The organism is Actinomadura sp. WMMA1423 (assembly GCF_006547145.1).
In the GTDB taxonomy this organism is placed as follows: Bacteria; Actinomycetota; Actinomycetes; order Streptosporangiales; family Streptosporangiaceae; genus Spirillospora.
In genome coordinates this window covers 1,178,843-1,194,678 of the sequence record NZ_CP041244.1, presented here as the reverse complement: position 1 = coordinate 1,194,678, position 15,836 = coordinate 1,178,843, and the positions used below count along the sequence as shown (strand labels likewise).

Genomic DNA, 15,836 nt, shown 5'->3' with positions numbered 1-15,836 from the left:
CGGTAGCAGAGGCGTACGGAGGAGGCGGGATGTCACCGGAGCTGGAGGCGGCAGGCCACTCGCGGCCGGAGGCGTCATGTCACTGACGCTCGACCTAGGGGGCCGGACCGTCGTGGTGACGGGGGGCGTTCGCGGGGTGGGCGCGGGCATCAGCCGCGCCTTCCTGGAGGCGGGCGCCGACGTGGTCGCGGTGGCGCGCCGCGAGCCCGAGGCGCTGCCCGAGGCGGGCGGGCGGACCGCGCGGTTCGCCTCGCTGGACGTGCGCGACCCGGACGCCGTGCAGGCGTTCGCGGACGGCCTCGACCAGGTGGACGTGCTCGTCAACAACGCGGGCGGCGCCCCCTACCTGCCGGTGGCCGACGGCTCCCTGCGCACCCACGTCAAGATCATGGAGCTGAACCTGACGGCGCCGCTGATCATGGCCCGCGCGCTGCGGCCGCGGATCATGGAGCGGGGCGGCGGCTCGATCGTCAACATCGGCAGCGTGAGCGGCGTGCGCCCGTCGCCCGGCACCGCCGCCTACGGCGCCGCGAAGGCCGGGCTGCACAACCTCACCCAGTCGCTGGCGGTCGAGTGGGCACCGCACATCCGGGTCAACACGCTGGTCCTCGGCATGGTCCGCACCGAGCTGTCTCACCTGCACTACGGGGACGAGGACGGCGTCGAGGCGGTGGCGAGGACCGTCCCGCTCGGCCGCCTCGCCGACCCCTACGACATCGGCGCCGCCTGCGTGTTCCTGGCGTCCGACCTGGCGTCCTACGTGACCGGCTCCTCGATGCAGGTGCACGGCGGGGGAGAGCGCCCCGCCTTCCTGGACGCCGCCACCGTCAACAAGGAGGAAACGCGATGATCTGCAAGGACCGGGTGGTCGCCGTCACCGGCGCCGGACGCGGCCTCGGCCGGGCGCACGCGCTGGAGTTCGCCCGCCAGGGCGCCCTCGTCGTCGTCAACGACCTCGGCGTCGCGCGCGACGGCACCGGCGAGCGGTCCGGCGGCCCCGCCCACGACGTGGTCCGGGAGATCGAGGCCCTCGGCGGGCGGGCCGTCGCCAGCACCGACGACATCGCGACCGACGAGGGCGCCGCCGCACTGGTCGCCGCGGCGACCGGCGCGTTCGGACGGCTGGACACCCTGGTCAACAACGCCGGGTTCCTGCGCGACCGGATGCTGGTCAACCTCGGCGAGGACGAGTGGGACGCCGTCATGCGCGTGCACCTCAAGGGCCACTTCCTGCCGCTCAAGCACGCCGGGCGGTACTGGCGGGCCGAGAGCAAGGCCGGCCGCGCCGTCGACGCGCGCGTCATCAACACCTCCTCCGGCGCCGGGCTGCTCGGCAGCGTCGGCCAGGGCAACTACTCCGCGGCCAAGGCGGGCATCGTCGGGCTGACCCTCGTCGCGTCCGCCGAGCTCGGCCGGTACGGCGTGACGGTCAACGCGATCGCCCCCGCCGCCCGCACCCGGATGACCGAGGAGGTCTTCGCGCAGACGATGGCCGCCCCCGCCGAGGGCGAGTTCGACGCCATGGCGCCGGAGAACGTCTCACCGCTCGTCGTCTGGCTCGGTTCGGCCCAGTCGCGGGACGTCACGGGACGGGTCTTCGAGGCCGAGGGCGGCAAGATCTGCGTGATGGACGCCTTCCGCCACGGCCCCGCCGCGGACAAGGGCGCCAGATGGGACCCGGCCGAGGTCGGCGACGTCGTCAAGGACCTCCTGGCGAAGGCCCCCGCGCCCGAACCGGTGTACGGGGCGGGCTGACCGTCGTCTCAGCGGGGCCGGTAGTCGTCCATGTACCGGCGGACCCGGTCGGTGTAGGGCCGGAACCTCGCCGGGACGCCGCCCGACTTCACGACCGTCTTCGCCGAACTCCGGTAGGCGGCGGCCAGGTTGAGCGCCGGGTCGCCCGGGACGTCCTTCAGGTCCTTGCCCCAGTAGCACAGGAACCGGCCCATCGCGGGGATCGACAGCTCCGGCGTGATCTGCGCGGGCTTCGGCTCGGGGTTGTCGAGCCCGCCGGGCTGCCAGAACACCAGGACGCGCGGCGTCCACCGGGCGATGCCGTACTCGTCGTGCGCCGGGTCGGCCAGCCGGGGGTCGAACCCGCTCTCGGCCTTCAGCATCGCCGCGATCAGCGCCGGGCTCAGCCCCCGCATGTCGCACCACGTCCCGGCCTGGACGATCAGGTCGCGGTAGCGGGCGGGGACGTCGGACCCCGCGCGCAGCCACTGCGCGGTCCGGTCCCGCGGCACCGGGCCGTCGTCCTCGCGGTGGGGGAGCCAGAACGCGGCGGCCGCCACGGCCAGCGCCGCGGCCGCCCCGGCCCCCGCGACCGCCCGGCGGCCGCGCGGGCGACGCCCCGGCGGGCGCCGCCGCGGCGGGCGCCGCCGCGGCGGGAGGGCGCCGGTCGGCGTCCCTGCGGAGGCCCGCGCCAGCGCCTCCCCGAACTCGGCCGCCGACGCCCAGCGCTTCTCGCGCTCGGGCTCCAGCGCGCGGAGCACCGCCGCGTCCACGCCGGACGGGACCGGGACCCGCGTCCTCGCGGGCGGGCTCGGCGGCGCGGCGGGCGGCTCCCCGGTCAGCAGGTGCTGGGTCAGCGCGCCCAGGCCGTAGACGTCCGCGCGGCGGTCGGGCGCCCCGTCCACCTGCGTCTGCTCGGGCGCCATGTAGCCGGGCGAGCCCGCCGGAAGCGTCAGCCTCGACAGGTGCTCCCCGGTCCGCGCGATCCCGAGGTCGGCGATCATGATGCGCTCGCCACCGCCGGGCGCCGAGCGCAGTAAGACGTTGGACGGCTTCAGATCGCGGTGCACGATGCCGAGGTCGTGCAGCTCCTGCACGCCCTGGACGATCTCCTGCGCGGTGCGCAGCGCCTCGGCCGGAGGGAGCGGCCCGCCGGCCAGCCGCTCGGCCAGGGTGCCCCGGTCGGCGTAGGTCATCACGAAGTAGGGCCGGCCGTCGGGCAGTTCCCCGATGTCGAAGACCTGCACCAGCCGGTGCGAGTCGGCGCGCCGCAGGAGCCGCGCCTCCTGGACGAACCGGTCCCGCACGTCGGTGCGCAGCGCCCAGTGGCCGGCCAGGATCTTGATCGCGACCGGGGAGTCGAGGTCCGGGTCGTGCCCCAGCCAGACCGAGGCGAATCCGCCCGAACCCAGGTGGCGGTCGATCCGGTAGCGGCCGGCGGCGGTCGGGGTCTCCACGTCTCCCAATCATGAATGACGGGCGGGGCGCGGCGCAGTGGCTTTACGTGAAGGATCAGGTGCGGAGCGTGCCCCGGGCGGGTGGAATGCGCCTCATCCGCGCGGCGTTGTAACCGCCGGATAATGGATCGCCCCGCGCCGGGGTTCCGGCTACGGTGCGAAGGTCGTGGGGTGAGCGGGGCCCGGAGGGCCTGGAACCCTATCCTTGTCGATGGTTATGGGGACGAGTGTGGAATCGCCGCTCGCCGGCCTGCGCGCGCGCCTGCCGCAGTTGATGCTGCGCGACCAGCACCGGCTGCGCCGCAGGATCGACGGCGTCCAGAAGATGCGCGACGCCGGGCGCCGGGCCGGGGCGGCCGAGGAGATCGCCGCCGACGTCGAGGCCGCCGAGCGGCGGGTCGAGCGGCGGCGCCTCGCGGTGCCCGCGGTGACCTACCCGCCGCAGCTGCCGGTGTCGCAGAAGAAGGACGACATCCTCGCCGCGGTCCGCGACCACCAGGTCGTGATCGTCGCGGGCGAGACCGGCTCCGGCAAGACCACCCAGATCCCCAAGATCTGCCTCGAGCTGGGCCGGGGCGTGCTCGGCTCCATCGGCCACACCCAGCCGCGCCGGCTCGCCGCCCGGACCGTCGCCGACCGCATCGCCGAGGAGCTCGGCACCGACCTCGGCGACGCCGTCGGCTACAAGGTCCGCTTCACCGACCGGTCGAGCGACGACACGCTCGTGAAGCTGATGACCGACGGCATCCTGCTCGCCGAGATCCAGACCGACCGGCTGCTGCGCCAGTACGACACGCTCATCATCGACGAGGCGCACGAGCGCAGCCTGAACATCGACTTCCTCCTCGGCTACGTCAAGGAGATCCTGCCCCGCCGCCCCGACCTCAAGGTGATCATCACCTCGGCGACGATCGACCCGGAGCGGTTCTCCGCGCACTTCGGCGACGCCCCGATCGTGGAGGTGTCCGGGCGCACCTACCCGGTCGAGGTCAGGTACCGCCCCGTCACCGACCCGGACGACCCGTCCGCCGATCCCGACCGCGACCAGATCCAGGCGATCGTCGACGCGGTGGACGAGCTCGGCCGCGAGGCCCCGGGCGACGTCCTCGTGTTCCTCAGCGGCGAGCGGGAGATCCGCGACACCGCCGACGCGCTCACCAAGCACTTCACCCGGCGCAAGGCGGCGACCGAGGTCCTGCCGCTGTACGCGCGGCTGTCGTCGGCCGATCAGCACCGCGTCTTCCAGCCGCACCGCGGGCGGCGGGTCGTGCTCGCCACCAACGTCGCCGAGACGTCGCTGACCGTCCCCGGCATCAAGTACGTCGTCGACCCCGGCACCGCGCGCATCTCCCGCTACAGCCACCGCCTGAAGGTGCAGCGGCTCCCGATCGAGCCGGTCTCGCAGGCGTCGGCGAACCAGCGCAAGGGCCGCTGCGGCCGTGTCTCCGAGGGCGTGTGCATCCGGCTCTACTCCGAGGAGGACTTCGAGTCCCGCCCGGAGTTCACCGAACCGGAGATCCTGCGGACGAACCTCGCGTCGGTCATCCTGCAGATGACCGCGCTCGGCCTCGGCGACATCGCCGCGTTCCCCTTCGTGGAGCCGCCGGACCGCCGCAACGTCAAGGCGGGCGTCGACCTGCTGCACGAACTCGGCGCCGTCGACCCGGCCGAGAAGGACCCGCGCAAGCGGCTCACCCCGCTCGGCCGCAGGCTCGCCCAGCTGCCCGTCGACCCCCGGCTCGGGCGCATGATCCTGGAGGCCGACCGCAACGGCTGCGTCCGCGAGGTGCTGATCATCGCGGCGGCGCTGTCCATCCAGGACCCGCGCGAGCGCCCCGCCGAGCACCAGCAGGCCGCCGACGAGCGGCACCGCCGGTTCGCCGACCCCGGCTCGGACTTCCTCGCCTACCTGAACCTGTGGAACTACCTGCGCGAGCAGCAGAAGGAGCTGTCGGGCAGCGCGTTCCGCCGCATGTGCAAGAACGAGTTCCTGCACTACCTGCGCATCCGCGAGTGGCAGGACCTGCACGGCCAGCTCAAGCAGGTCGCCAGGTCCCTCGGCGTCACGCTCAACACCGCCGACGCGCCGCCCGACCGCATCCACACCTCGCTGCTCGCGGGCCTGCTCTCCCACATCGGCCTGATGGACGCCGAGAAGAAGGACAAGCAGCGCCGCGGCCAGGAGTACCTCGGCGCCCGGGGCGCGAGGTTCGCGGTGTTCCCGGGGTCGTCGCTGTTCAAGAAGCCGCCGCGCTGGGTGATGTCGGCCGAGCTGGTCGAGACGTCCCGGCTCTGGGGGCGGACCAACGCCAGGATCGAGCCCGAGTGGATCGAGCCGCTCGCCCAGCACCTGGTGAAGCGCAACTACAGCGAGCCGCACTGGTCGAAGAAGCAGGCGGCCGTCATGGCGCGCGAGAAGGTCACCCTCTACGGGGTCCCGATCGTCGCCGACCGCCGCGTCAACTACGGCGCCATCGACCCGGCGCTGTCGCGCGAGCTGTTCATCCGGCACGCCCTCGTCGAGGGCGACTGGGAGACCCACCACCGCTTCTTCCACGACAACCGCGCGCTGCTCGAGGAGGTGGAGGAGCTGGAGCACCGCGCCCGGCGCCGCGACATCCTCGTCGACGACGAGACCCTCTTCGACTTCTACGACGCGCGGATCCCCGACGACGTCGTCTCCGGGCGGCACTTCGACGCCTGGTGGAAGAAGGCCCGGCGCGCCGATCCCGACCTGCTCGGGTTCGAGAAGTCGATGCTCATCAACGAGTCGGCCGGCGGCGTCAGCGAGGCCGACTACCCGGACGCGTGGCGGCAGGGCGCGCTGCGGCTGCGGCTCACCTACCAGTTCGAGCCGGGCACCGACGCCGACGGCGTCACCGTGCACGTCCCCGTCCAGGTCCTCAACCAGGTGCGGCCGGACGGCTTCGAGTGGCAGGTGCCGGGCCTGCGCACCGAGCTGGTGACCGAGCTGATCCGGTCGCTCCCCAAGCAGCTGCGGGTCAACTTCGTCCCGGCGCCCGACTACGCCCGCAAGGTCCTCGACCGGGTCGCGCCGCGCACCGAGCCGCTGCTGGACGCCCTGGAGCGCGAGCTGACCGCGCTGACGAGCGTGCCCGTCGCGCGAGAGGCGTGGGACCCGTCCCGGCTGCCCGCCCACCTGCGCATCACGTTCCGGGTCGTGGACGGCGGGGGCCGGACGCTCGGCGAGGGCACCGACCTCGACGAGCTGAAACGCCGCCTCGCCGGGAAGGTGCGCGGGACGCTGTCGAAGGCGGCGTCCACGATCGAGCGGTCCGGCCTCACCGAGTGGACGATCGGCGAGCTGCCCCGCACCTACGAGCGCAACCAGGCCGGCTACGACGTCAAGGCCTATCCGGCGCTCACCGACGAGGGCTCCTCCGTGGCCGTCCGCATGTACGAGACGGAGGCCGAGCAGCGCCGCGCGATGTGGCTCGGCACGCGGCGGCTGATCCTGCTCAACGCCCCGTCACCAGTGAAGCTCATCCAGGGCCGGCTGACCAACAAGGGCAAGCTCGCGCTCAGCCACAACCCGCACGGCTCCGTCGCGGCGCTCTTCGACGACTGCGTCACCGCCGCGGCCGACCGGCTCATCGCCGAGGCGGGCGGGCCCGCGTGGGACGAGGACGGCTTCCGCGCCCTGTACGACCGGGTCCGCGCCGACCTGCACGACGCGACGGCGCAGATCGTCGCCCTGGTGGAGCGGATCCTCGCCGAGGCGCACGAACTCGACCGGCGGCTGCGCGGCACGGCGAGCCTCACCCTCGTCCCGGCGCTCACCGACGTCCGCGGCCACCTCGGCACGCTGATCCGTCCGGGGTTCGTCACCGCGACCGGCTGGGCCCGGCTGCCCGACCTGCCGCGCTACCTGCGCGCCCTGCAGGTCAGGCTCGACAAGCTCCCCGAGAACCCCGGACGCGACCGGATGCTCGCGCACCAGGTCGACGTCCTGGCGCAGGAGTACGAGCAGGCGCTGCGCAGGCTCCACCCGTCCCGCCGCGAGGAGGAGCCGGCCCGGCAGATCCGCTGGATGCTGGAGGAGCTGCGGGTCAGCCTCTTCGCCCAGCAGCTCGGCACCCGCTTCCCCGTCTCCGACAAGCGCATCCGCAAGGCGATGGCCCAGCTCTAGACGGGGGTGCGGGCGAACAGCTCCAGGTGCCCGCACCGGCGGCAGCGCAGCGCGTCGATCTGCCATCGGGGCCTTCCCATCCGCTTGGCCCCGCCGAAGAGGCCCCGCTCGATCGGCCCGAGGATCCAGCGGGCGTAGCCGCGGGAGTTGTCGCCCGCGTCCTCGATGAAGCCCAGTTCGAGTTCGTCGCTCTCGCACTGCGTGCACGTCGGGTGCGTCATGCCGGGAGGTTAGCGGCTCTACCGGGAGGAGGGCCGTCGGTCAGAGCATGATCACATCCGGGTCATACTGGGGCATGGCGCCGCGCGAGTTCTATCCGCCGATCGAGCCCTACGCTTCGGGGCTGCTGGACGTCGGCGACGGCAACCGTATCCACTGGGAGACCTGCGGCAATCCGGACGGGCTGCCCGCGGTGGTCCTCCATGGCGGGCCAGGGGGAGGGCTGCTGCCGCTCCTGCGGCAGTTCTTCGACCCGTCCCTCTACCGGATCGTGCTGTTCGACCAGCGCAACTGCGGACGGAGCCTGCCCTTCGCCGGCGACCCCGCGGTGTCGCTGGAGCACAACACGACGCCGCACCTGGTGGCCGACATCGAGCGGCTGCGCGAACACCTGGGGATCGAGCGGTGGCTGGTGTTCGGCGGCAGCTGGGGGAGCACCCTCGCGCTCGCGTACGCGCAGGCGCACCCCGAGCGGGTCGGGGCGATGGTGCTGCGCGGCATCTGGCTCGTCCGGCCGTCGGACGAGGAGTGGGGGCTGGCCCCCACCGGAGCGGCGCGCCTCTTCCCCGCCGAGTGGGCGGCGTTCCGGGACGCGGTCCCGCCCGCCGAGCGGGACGACCTGCTCGCGGCCTACGGCCGCCGTGTCGGCGACCCGGACCCGGCCGTCCACGTCCCGGCGGCGCGCGCGTGGGGCGCCTGGGAGCTGGCGGCCAACACGCTCCTGCCCGTCCCGCCGCCGGAACTGGAGGACGGGGTCCTGGTGGCCTTCGCCCGCATCATGCACCACTACATCGCGAACGGGGGCTTCCTGCCGGCAGGAGGCCTGCTCGCAGGGGTGGACCGCATCCGCCACGTCCCCGCGGTGATCGTGAACGGGCGCTACGACGTGAAGACGCCGCCCGAGCAGGCGTGGGACCTCCACCTCGCCTGGCCGGAGGCGAGGTTCCACATCGTCGAGGACGCCGGGCACGGCGGCAGCGAGCCCGGCACGCGCGATCTCCTCATCCGGGCCACCGACGACTTCGCCGCTCACTTTCCCTCGGGGTGGGCGGCCCCACATGTACCACCCAAGTCACTGCAGTGACGCGCGGGGGTGCGTATCGTTCATTCCATGCCTTACAGCGAAGAGCGCGACAATAGCGGCCCCGAGGGGACGGCCGCGGCTCCCCAGGGCGCGGTCTCCGAGGGCTCGGGGTACGGGGGCACGGCGCCTGGGGCGCCCGCCGAGACGGCGGTCGCGCGCATGGGCGAACCGGTCACGGTCTGGCCGTGCGCCAACTGCGGGCGCCCCGTCCCGCAGCCGGTGGGCACGGTCCGCACCGTCCGCTACTGCCAGGACAACGACGGCGCGTGCGCCCGCGAGGCGCGCGAGCGCCGCGACCGCGGGCGGGACGCGCCGGGACTCACCGGGCAGGTCGCGTCGGCATGGGAGATCGTCGAGCGGCTGGAGAAGACCGCTGACGCGCTCGCCGACTCGCTGACCTCCGAGCTGAGCGTCGCCGGGGTGGAGCGGCGCGTCGCCGAGGTGCGTGCCGAGGCCGCCCGCGAGCTCGCCATCGCGCAGAGCGAGCGTGACGCCTCCCAGCGCAAGGCCGAGGAGGCGTGGCAGGAGGCCACCTCGGCCCGCAAGCGGGCCGAGACGGCCGAGACCGTCGCCGGGCGCGCCCGCGAGGAGGCCAAGCTCGCCACCGCCAAGCGCGACGCCGCGCAGCAGGCGTGGGAGGAGGCCCACCAGATCGCGCAGCAGTCGATGACGGCCAAGCTCGCCGCCGAGAGCGAGCGCGACCGGGTCGCGGCCCGCGAGAGCGAACTGCTCTCCGCACTGGAGGCGGCGCGGGCCGAGCTCGTCGGGCTGCACGCCAAGCTCGCCGAGAGCGAGAGCGCCGCCGAGACGCAGCGCGTGGAGGCCGCGGTCGCCAAGCAGGGCGCCGAGGACCTGCGCAACGCCATGCGCGACACCGAGGCCCAGCGGCAGCGCGCCATGCAGGCCGCCAGCAAGGCCGAGGCCGAGCGCACCGCCGCCCTGCGCACCCAGTCCGAGGCCGAGGCGGAGGCCGTGCGCGCCAGTGCCCGCGCCGAGGAGGCGGCCAAGGAGCGCGACGCCGCGCTGGCGCAGGCCAAGGCCGCGGCCGCCGAGCGGGACGAGCTGAACACCAAGATCAACGATCAGGCGGTGCAGCTGCGGCAGCTCGCGCAGTCGGTCGCCGAGCAGCAGGCCGCGCTCACCGCCCTCGCCGAGGAGCGCGACGCCGCCCGCGCCGAGGCCGACCGCGCCCGCCGGCAGATCGACCAGCTCACCCACAACACGCTGTCGTCCAACTTCCCGCCCGGCGGCCGGATGTCGGGGGGCGGCCACCCGGCGCCCCCGCCCGGCGCTCCGCCCTCCGGCGGTCCCGGTACCGGGCCGGTACCCGGAATGCCGCCGGGCCCGCCGCCCGCCGGCGGCCGCGTCCCGGGCGGGCCCCCCGTCCAGACGGGCGCGCCGGTCCCCCTCGGGGCACCCGTGCCGAACCCGCCCCCCGGCGTGAACCCCCTCCCCGGCGTGACCCCGCCCCCTGGTGCGAACCCGCCCTCCAGCCCGTACGGGGTGCCGGGCCCGGCCGCCGGCGGCCACCCCGTCCCGGGCGGTGCGCTGCCGGACCAGGGCCGCCCGGTCAACGGCGCGGACCGTGAGGACCCCCTGTTCACCGGCCCCTGACGGCCCGGCCCGGACGGCCGCGCCGTCCGGGCTCAGCCGAACCCGGCCACCAGGGCCAGCGCCAGGGCCAGCGCCGCCACCCCGGCCGACATCAGGGCCTGGGCGCGCTCCGCCGCCGCCGTGCGCCGCGGCGCGAGGACCCTCCGGTGGCCGAGCGCCATGTCCGCCGCCGCGCGGCGGGCGCTCTCCCAGTAGAGCCCCGTGTAGACGGCCAGCGCCGCCAGCCCCAGAATCAGTAACCCGTCTCCCCGCATCGATCCGCCTCCCGTTTTCCGCGGAAGCTCAGATTGAACAGCGGATCGGGCCTGGGTGACAGTGTCGGGCGACACGTTCCGGCGAAACAGGCAGGACCGGGCCTGCCGCGCCGCCGGATCGTCGGCCGGGCGGTCAGCGTCCGAACGTCTCGGGGTCGACCTCGATCCAGATCTGCTCGGCGCGGCCCAGCAGCCGCCCGTCGGCCCCGTACAGCGCCGTCGCCGCGTGCATCTTGCGGCCCTCGCGGCTGCGGGCGAGCCCCGTCACCACGCACCGCTCGCCGGCCTCCGGAACGTCCATGACCTGCGCGGTCATGGTGCCGAGGACCGCGGGGCGGCCCGCCACGTCGAACGACCAGCCGCCCGGGCAGTCGAGCGCGGCCCACACCAGCTCCCGCTCGGGCACCCGCTCGGGCACCCACGGCGCCGCGACGGCGCCCTCGGCGACGGCCCCCGGTTCGAGCCGCAGCCCGTCGCCGGGCTCGCGATCGGGCCCGCACACGAAGCAGCCGGGGAACGGGTGGTTCTCCACCGCCCGGAACTTCTCGGCCGCCTCCAGCGCCTCCTCGAACAGCACGGGCGCGACGGGCGGCACCACGATCGCCCCCGCGAGCGCCTCGGCTACCAGCCGGTCGCCGTCCCACAGCCGGGCGCTGTGCCCGCGCTCGCCGTCGACCGTGACGGTCAGGTCGGTCTCCAGCGGCGGCGGCCGCCGCAGCGTCACGGTCACCGTGTCGATCGGCACCCGCCCGGCCAGGCGCCCCGCCACGTATCCGCCGTTCCCGGACCCCTCCGGCCCGTGGAACCGCCTCTCGATGATCACTTGACATCCCCCGTGCTCACGTACACCACACCGAAAACGGACCGATCATAGTGAGCCCCGCCGACATTCCACCCCCCAGGGGTAGCCGGGCGCGGCGTCGCTACACCGCCCGGGAGGGCTGGGGGCGGCCGGGCCGGGTGGTGAAGAAGATCGAGAGGGAGCCGCGCAGCCGGGCCCGGACGGTCTCCTCGTCGACGGGGCCGTCCGCGGGGACGGGGGTGTGGTCGAGGGCGCGGGTGATGAGGAGCTCGACGCTGCGGTCGGCGACCAGCACGGAGCACGTGTCGCACGCGTACCAGGGATAGAGCATGTTGAGGACGGCCACGGCGGTGTCGTCGTCGGACAGGTGCGTGGTGTCGAGCTCGACCTCGAACATGTCGGTGTCGTCGGGGTCGAGGGTGGGGTAGTAGAGCCAGCTCGGCCCGGGGGCTCCGCAGAAGTCGCATCCCTGGTGCGGCGGTGCGGGCTCGCCCACCGCGAGCTCGAGCTCGTGGTCCCACGGCTCCACCCGCCGGTTGTGGCGGTAGCCGACGCCGTCGAGCGAGCCCTCGCGGTTGTGGGTCACGTCGTGCACCTCGCCGCCGCAGCGGGCGCACATGAAGCCGAGGTCCTCCATGTCCCTCCCCGATCGCTGAGGCACCGGCTCTCACAGTATCCGGCCGGACGCCTCACTCGAACCAGGCCGCGGCGGTCGGGTAGCTTGAGTTCGATCACCGACGCGCCACCCCGGCGACCCCGGCCTTCCGCGTCCCGCGCGCCGCGCACCCCTCCGCGTGCCCTCTTCCAGCGTTGCCGAGCAGCCGCGTTCCGAGCGGCCGCGTTCCCGAGTGGGAGGTCCCCGTGTCCGAGGTCGTGCTGAACGCCGACAAGGTCGATCTGGTCCGCGAGCGGCGGACGCTGCTCGACCGGGTGACGCTGACGGTGCTGCGCGGCGAGCACTGGGCGCTGATCGGCCCGAACGGCGCCGGGAAGAGCACGCTGCTCGGCATCCTCGGCGCCTACACGCACCCGACGCGCGGCTCCGTGGAGATCCTGGGGCACCGGCTCGGCCGCGTGGACGTCCAGCGGCTGCGCAGGCTGATCGGGCAGGTCAACCCGCGCCACCCTCTGGAGTCCGCGCGGACGGTGCGGGAGGTCGTCCTGACCGGGGTGACGGGGACCATCGAGCTCGTCCCGCGCTGGACGCCGTCCGAGGACGACCTGCGCCGGGCCGGCGAGCTGATCGGGCTGATGGGCCTCGCGCGCCGCGCGGACGCGCGCTGGCCGAACCTGTCGCAGGGCGAGCGGGGGCGCACGCTGATCGCGCGGGCGCTGATGCCCGACCCGCCGCTGCTGCTCCTCGACGAGCCCGCCACCGGACTGGACGTCGCCGCCCGCGAGCGGCTGCTCGCCGCCATCGACCAGCTGCGCGCCGGGCGCCCCGACCTGACCAGCGTGCTCGTCACGCACCACCTGGAGGAGCTGCCCGCCAGCACCAGCCACGCGCTGCTGCTGCGCGAGGGGCGGGTGCTCGCCTCCGGTCCCGCAGACGAGGTGCTCGCGACCGGTCCGGTCAGCGCGTGCTTCGACCACCCGATCACCATCACGCGGAACCAGGGGCGCTGGGCCGCGACCGCCGGGCGGGCCTGACCGGCCCGCAAGGCGCGCCGGCGGGGTCCGGGTCAGCCGCCGGCGACGCGGTGCCCGGCCAGGTGGGCGAGGACCGACTGGTTCGCCTCCCAGCCGTCCGGGAACTTGACCGGCACCCCGAGGTGCACCGGCTCGGCGGACGGGTGCGCGTCCAGCAGCTCGGGGATCCCTGCGCGCGCCACCACGACGCACGCGTGCCGGTGCCGCGACGCCAGCACGCACAGCCGCCCCGACTCCAGGTGGAACGCGGTGGCGTCGCGGCGCCCCGACAGCGGGTGCAGCACGACGGTCACGTCGTACTCGCGACCCTGGAGCCGGTTGGCGGTGTCGACGGTGATGCCCTCGCCGTGCGGACCGAGCGCGGCGCGGATCGCGGTGACCTGGTCGCGGTGCGCCGCGCCGATCGCCACGCGCGCGGCGTCGACCGGGTTCGACCCCTGCTCGGAGTGGGCGACGGGGCCGCGCTGGAGCAGCCGGACGGCGAGCGCCGCCGTCGCCCGGACCGCCTCGGCGTCGGTGCGCAGCGTGTGCCGGGCGGGCAGCTCGTAGAGGGCCCAGCCGGTGGCCGCGGCCTCCTCGAGCGCGTGGTCGTAGGTGGTGCCCATGCCGCGCGCGGCGAACTCCAGCCGCCGGTCGCCCGGGCCCGTCCCGGCGCGGAACCCGGTGAAGGGGTAGAACGCCTCCGACACCACCGGCGCCGCCGACGCGGGCAGGCGCCACGACACCGGCAGCCGGTGGACGGGGAGCTCGGGGTTGTGCGCGAGCAGCACCGACACGGCGCTGCGCATCGGGTCCCAGGTCAGGCCCGCCCAGCGCTCGACCTCGACGCTGGAGAACGGGTCGAGCTGGCCGGGGTCGCCGACGAACAGCGCCCGCTCGAACCGCCCGGCGATGCGCAGCAGGAGGTCCGAGCGCATCTGGTACGCCTCGTCGACGATCGCCCACGGCCAGGACCCGTCCGAGAGCGTCGCCCACTTGGCGCCCGTCGCGATGACGACGGTGTGCTCGGAGAGGTCGTCGGCCTTCTGCGCGACCCGCACCGACGGGTGCGCCATGACCCGCTCGGACGGCACGTACCCCGACGCCGACAGCCGCCCCAGCGTGATGCCGGGGTGCTTCGCGGCGATCCGGTCGATGAGGTCGTCGACCTGCTCGTTGGTCTGCGCCACGATCATCAGCCGCTCGCCGGCCTCGGCCAGGTGCGCGGCGGCGCGGACCACCAGCGTCGACTTGCCCGCGCCCGGCGGGGAGTCGACCACCACGCCGCGGTGCCCGCCGCCGAGGTCGGCCAGGACGCCGTCGACGACCCGGGCCGCCGCCTCACCGGGGTCGGCGGGGGTCAGGTCGGGCGCCTGCGCCGCCACCGGCATCAGGTGGCGGTTCGCTTGTCCGGTCACGACCATTCCTCTTCGGCGTCCTCGTCTGTCGGTACGTACTCGCCGGGCGGCCCGCCGTGCGTCCACGGCGTGTCCTCCCGGTCGGGGAACTTCGCCGCGCCGAACGAGCCCTCGGTGAGCGAGGTGAAGCACACCCGGTCGCCGACCCCGGGGACGACGCCCGCCTCCGGGGTGAGCTTGCGGCCCATCCCGCCGGTCAGCTCCAGCAGCACGCCGCCGTCCTCCACGTCGACGATCCTCCCCTTGAGCGCCGGCCGGGCCGCGCTGCACACGGTCGTGCCGGCGTCGAGCCGGACCGGGTCGCGCGTGCCGACCCGCAGCAGCGGACGCAGCTTCGGGCGCTTGCCCGTCTCGTCCAGCCGGGCGGGGTCGCACTCGGTGACGACGCCGCCGAACGCCTGGCCGGCCAGCCGGTGCTCCGCCATCACCAGGGGATCGTCGAACGCCCGCTGCGCGTCGTAGGCGTCCTGCGCGCGTTCGAGGTCGTGCAGCCGCCGCGCCGCCCGGACGGGCGGGTCGCGGCGCGCCTGAGGATACGCCTCGCCGAACGTCTGGTGGTAATAGGTGAAGGCGTCCCGGTCGCGCTCCCAGCGGCGGGGGACGCTCGCCCCCTCAGGCAGCGCGCGCAGCAGGCCGACGGCCCGCCACATCAGCTCCCAGGTGGGGGTGAGCTGGGAGGCGAGCGCGTCGCGCAGCCGCTCCTCGGCGCGCGGGGCGCCGCCCGACCGGTCGTAGGCGGCGATCGCGGGCGCGAGGACCTCGTTGTCGAACGTCGGGTCGGTCGTCGGGCCCGCGGGCGGGTGGAGGACGGGGTCCTCGGCGCGGGCCGCCGCGGCCGGGCCGTCCAGCCCGTCCGGTGGATCGATCCAGCCCATCAGCGCGGCGAGGTTGCCGTCCTCCAGCGAGCTCTGCCCGGTCGCCCAGTGCAGCCGCAGCAGCTCTGTCACCGCCCCCAGCAGGGACGACCCCGGATGGTCGTTGCGGTCGGCGAACCACGTCAGCCACCGGCCGAGCACCGGGACCGCCGGGTCCACCGCGTACGGGCCCTCGGTGCTGCGGAACCGCGTCGAGCGGCCCATCAGCCGCAGGAAGGCGACACCGCCCCGGTTCGGCACGAGCAGCTGCGGCGCGTCCCCGTACCGGATGCGCTCGTCGCCGTCCTTGCCGGGCGGCAGCTCCTCGACCGCGCCCCGGCTCGTCTCGATGTGGTTCAGGACGAGCTTGGCGAGGCTCGCCGCGAACGCGAACCGCAGATCGCGGTTGCGCGGCTGCGGGACCGCGAGCAGCGCCGGGTCGTCCGGCGCGCTGCCGACCATCACGGCCAGCGGCGCCGCCGCCTCCCCGGCGAGCTTCAGCGGGACGAGCACGAGCGGGGCGTCGGAGACGTGGCAGTGCCGCACGGTCGCCAGCGGCTGCGCGACCCCGGCGGCCGCCGCCTGCAACCGCGCGAGCGAGGACAGCGCACTCATGGGCGG

13 protein-coding genes are annotated in these 15,836 nt (G+C 74.7%); 6 read left to right on the top strand and 7 right to left on the bottom strand.

The window, feature by feature from the left end; all coding sequences use genetic code 11:
• Window positions 1-76: 76 nt before the first annotated feature.
• Together FKD65_RS05875 and FKD65_RS05870 are read left to right on the top strand one after the other, a co-directional pair.
• Window positions 77-850: an SDR family oxidoreductase gene (locus tag FKD65_RS05875; protein ID WP_141576509.1), complete on the top strand. Its 774-nt coding sequence runs from the start codon at window positions 77-79 to the stop codon at window positions 848-850.
• Complete coding sequence (locus tag FKD65_RS05870) at window positions 847-1,755, top strand: SDR family oxidoreductase (RefSeq protein ID WP_141576508.1); 909 nt, start codon at window positions 847-849, stop codon at window positions 1,753-1,755. The genes FKD65_RS05875 and FKD65_RS05870 overlap by 4 nt, the downstream gene beginning before the upstream one ends.
• A gap of 8 nt (window positions 1,756-1,763) precedes the next feature.
• Here the strand turns inward: FKD65_RS05870 and FKD65_RS05865 are convergent, their stop codons facing one another.
• Window positions 1,764-3,191 (bottom strand): serine/threonine-protein kinase, encoded by a 1,428-nt coding sequence (locus tag FKD65_RS05865; protein ID WP_141576507.1) that lies wholly within the window; start codon window positions 3,189-3,191, stop codon window positions 1,764-1,766.
• A gap of 217 nt (window positions 3,192-3,408) precedes the next feature.
• Between FKD65_RS05865 and hrpA the strand changes: the two genes are divergently transcribed.
• Window positions 3,409-7,341 (top strand): ATP-dependent RNA helicase HrpA, encoded by a 3,933-nt coding sequence (gene hrpA, locus FKD65_RS05860; protein WP_141576506.1) that lies wholly within the window; start codon window positions 3,409-3,411, stop codon window positions 7,339-7,341.
• Here hrpA and FKD65_RS05855 read toward each other — a convergent pair.
• The gene (locus tag FKD65_RS05855; RefSeq protein ID WP_141576505.1) at window positions 7,338-7,562 is read right to left on the bottom strand and encodes a hypothetical protein; all 225 of its coding nucleotides are present in this window, start codon (window positions 7,560-7,562) and stop codon (window positions 7,338-7,340) included. The genes hrpA and FKD65_RS05855 overlap by 4 nt on opposite strands.
• Before the next feature lie 74 nt (window positions 7,563-7,636).
• Between FKD65_RS05855 and pip the strand changes: the two genes are divergently transcribed.
• Both pip and FKD65_RS05845 read left to right on the top strand, forming a co-directional pair.
• Window positions 7,637-8,644 carry a prolyl aminopeptidase gene (gene pip, locus FKD65_RS05850; RefSeq protein WP_141576504.1) on the top strand — a complete coding sequence of 336 codons (1,008 nt, stop codon included), beginning with the start codon at window positions 7,637-7,639 and terminating at the stop codon, window positions 8,642-8,644.
• Between the two features lie 27 nt (window positions 8,645-8,671).
• Window positions 8,672-10,258, top strand: a complete 1,587-nt coding sequence (locus FKD65_RS05845; RefSeq protein WP_240809983.1) for a chromosome segregation ATPase — start codon at window positions 8,672-8,674, stop codon at window positions 10,256-10,258.
• Between the two features lie 32 nt (window positions 10,259-10,290).
• Here FKD65_RS05845 and FKD65_RS05840 read toward each other — a convergent pair whose 3' ends face one another.
• The 3 genes from FKD65_RS05840 to FKD65_RS05830 all read right to left on the bottom strand — a co-directional run bounded on the left by FKD65_RS05840 (window position 10,291) and on the right by FKD65_RS05830 (window position 11,951).
• Window positions 10,291-10,512, bottom strand: a complete 222-nt coding sequence (locus FKD65_RS05840) for a hypothetical protein (RefSeq protein ID WP_141576503.1) — start codon at window positions 10,510-10,512, stop codon at window positions 10,291-10,293.
• 133 nt (window positions 10,513-10,645) lie between these two features.
• Window positions 10,646-11,335: a hypothetical protein gene (locus FKD65_RS05835; protein ID WP_141576502.1), complete on the bottom strand. Its 690-nt coding sequence runs from the start codon at window positions 11,333-11,335 to the stop codon at window positions 10,646-10,648.
• 100 nt (window positions 11,336-11,435) lie between these two features.
• A complete protein-coding gene (locus FKD65_RS05830) occupies window positions 11,436-11,951 on the bottom strand; it encodes a hypothetical protein (RefSeq protein ID WP_141576501.1) in 516 nt (171 codons plus the stop codon).
• 224 nt (window positions 11,952-12,175) lie between these two features.
• On the opposite strand from FKD65_RS05830, the gene FKD65_RS05825 reads away from it, so the two are divergent.
• Window positions 12,176-12,964 (top strand): ABC transporter ATP-binding protein, encoded by a 789-nt coding sequence (locus FKD65_RS05825; RefSeq protein ID WP_141576500.1) that lies wholly within the window; start codon window positions 12,176-12,178, stop codon window positions 12,962-12,964.
• Between the two features lie 32 nt (window positions 12,965-12,996).
• On the opposite strand, the gene FKD65_RS05820 is transcribed toward FKD65_RS05825, so the two are convergent.
• Both FKD65_RS05820 and FKD65_RS05815 read right to left on the bottom strand, forming a co-directional pair.
• Window positions 12,997-14,361, bottom strand: coding sequence for an AAA family ATPase (locus FKD65_RS05820; protein WP_240809982.1), 1,365 nt, complete (start codon window positions 14,359-14,361; stop codon window positions 12,997-12,999).
• Window positions 14,358-15,830, bottom strand: a complete 1,473-nt coding sequence (locus tag FKD65_RS05815; protein ID WP_141576499.1) for a hypothetical protein — start codon at window positions 15,828-15,830, stop codon at window positions 14,358-14,360. The genes FKD65_RS05820 and FKD65_RS05815 overlap by 4 nt, the downstream gene beginning before the upstream one ends.
• Between the last annotated feature and the right edge of the window lie 6 nt (window positions 15,831-15,836).

What these genes read in the sequence shown, in the direction of transcription:
- FKD65_RS05875 (WP_141576509.1), top strand. Translation starts at nt 77, where the DNA reads ATGTCACTGACGCTCGACCTAGGGGGCCGGACCGTCGTGGTGACGGGG.
- FKD65_RS05870 (WP_141576508.1), top strand. Translation starts at nt 847, where the DNA reads ATGATCTGCAAGGACCGGGTGGTCGCCGTCACCGGCGCCGGACGCGGC.
- hrpA (WP_141576506.1), top strand. Translation starts at nt 3,409, where the DNA reads ATGGGGACGAGTGTGGAATCGCCGCTCGCCGGCCTGCGCGCGCGCCTG.
- FKD65_RS05855 (WP_141576505.1), bottom strand. Translation starts at nt 7,562, where the DNA reads ATGACGCACCCGACGTGCACGCAGTGCGAGAGCGACGAACTCGAACTG.
- pip (WP_141576504.1), top strand. Translation starts at nt 7,637, where the DNA reads ATGGCGCCGCGCGAGTTCTATCCGCCGATCGAGCCCTACGCTTCGGGG.
- FKD65_RS05845 (WP_240809983.1), top strand. Translation starts at nt 8,672, where the DNA reads ATGCCTTACAGCGAAGAGCGCGACAATAGCGGCCCCGAGGGGACGGCC.
- FKD65_RS05840 (WP_141576503.1), bottom strand. Translation starts at nt 10,512, where the DNA reads ATGCGGGGAGACGGGTTACTGATTCTGGGGCTGGCGGCGCTGGCCGTC.
- FKD65_RS05830 (WP_141576501.1), bottom strand. Translation starts at nt 11,951, where the DNA reads ATGGAGGACCTCGGCTTCATGTGCGCCCGCTGCGGCGGCGAGGTGCAC.
- FKD65_RS05815 (WP_141576499.1), bottom strand. Translation starts at nt 15,830, where the DNA reads ATGAGTGCGCTGTCCTCGCTCGCGCGGTTGCAGGCGGCGGCCGCCGGG.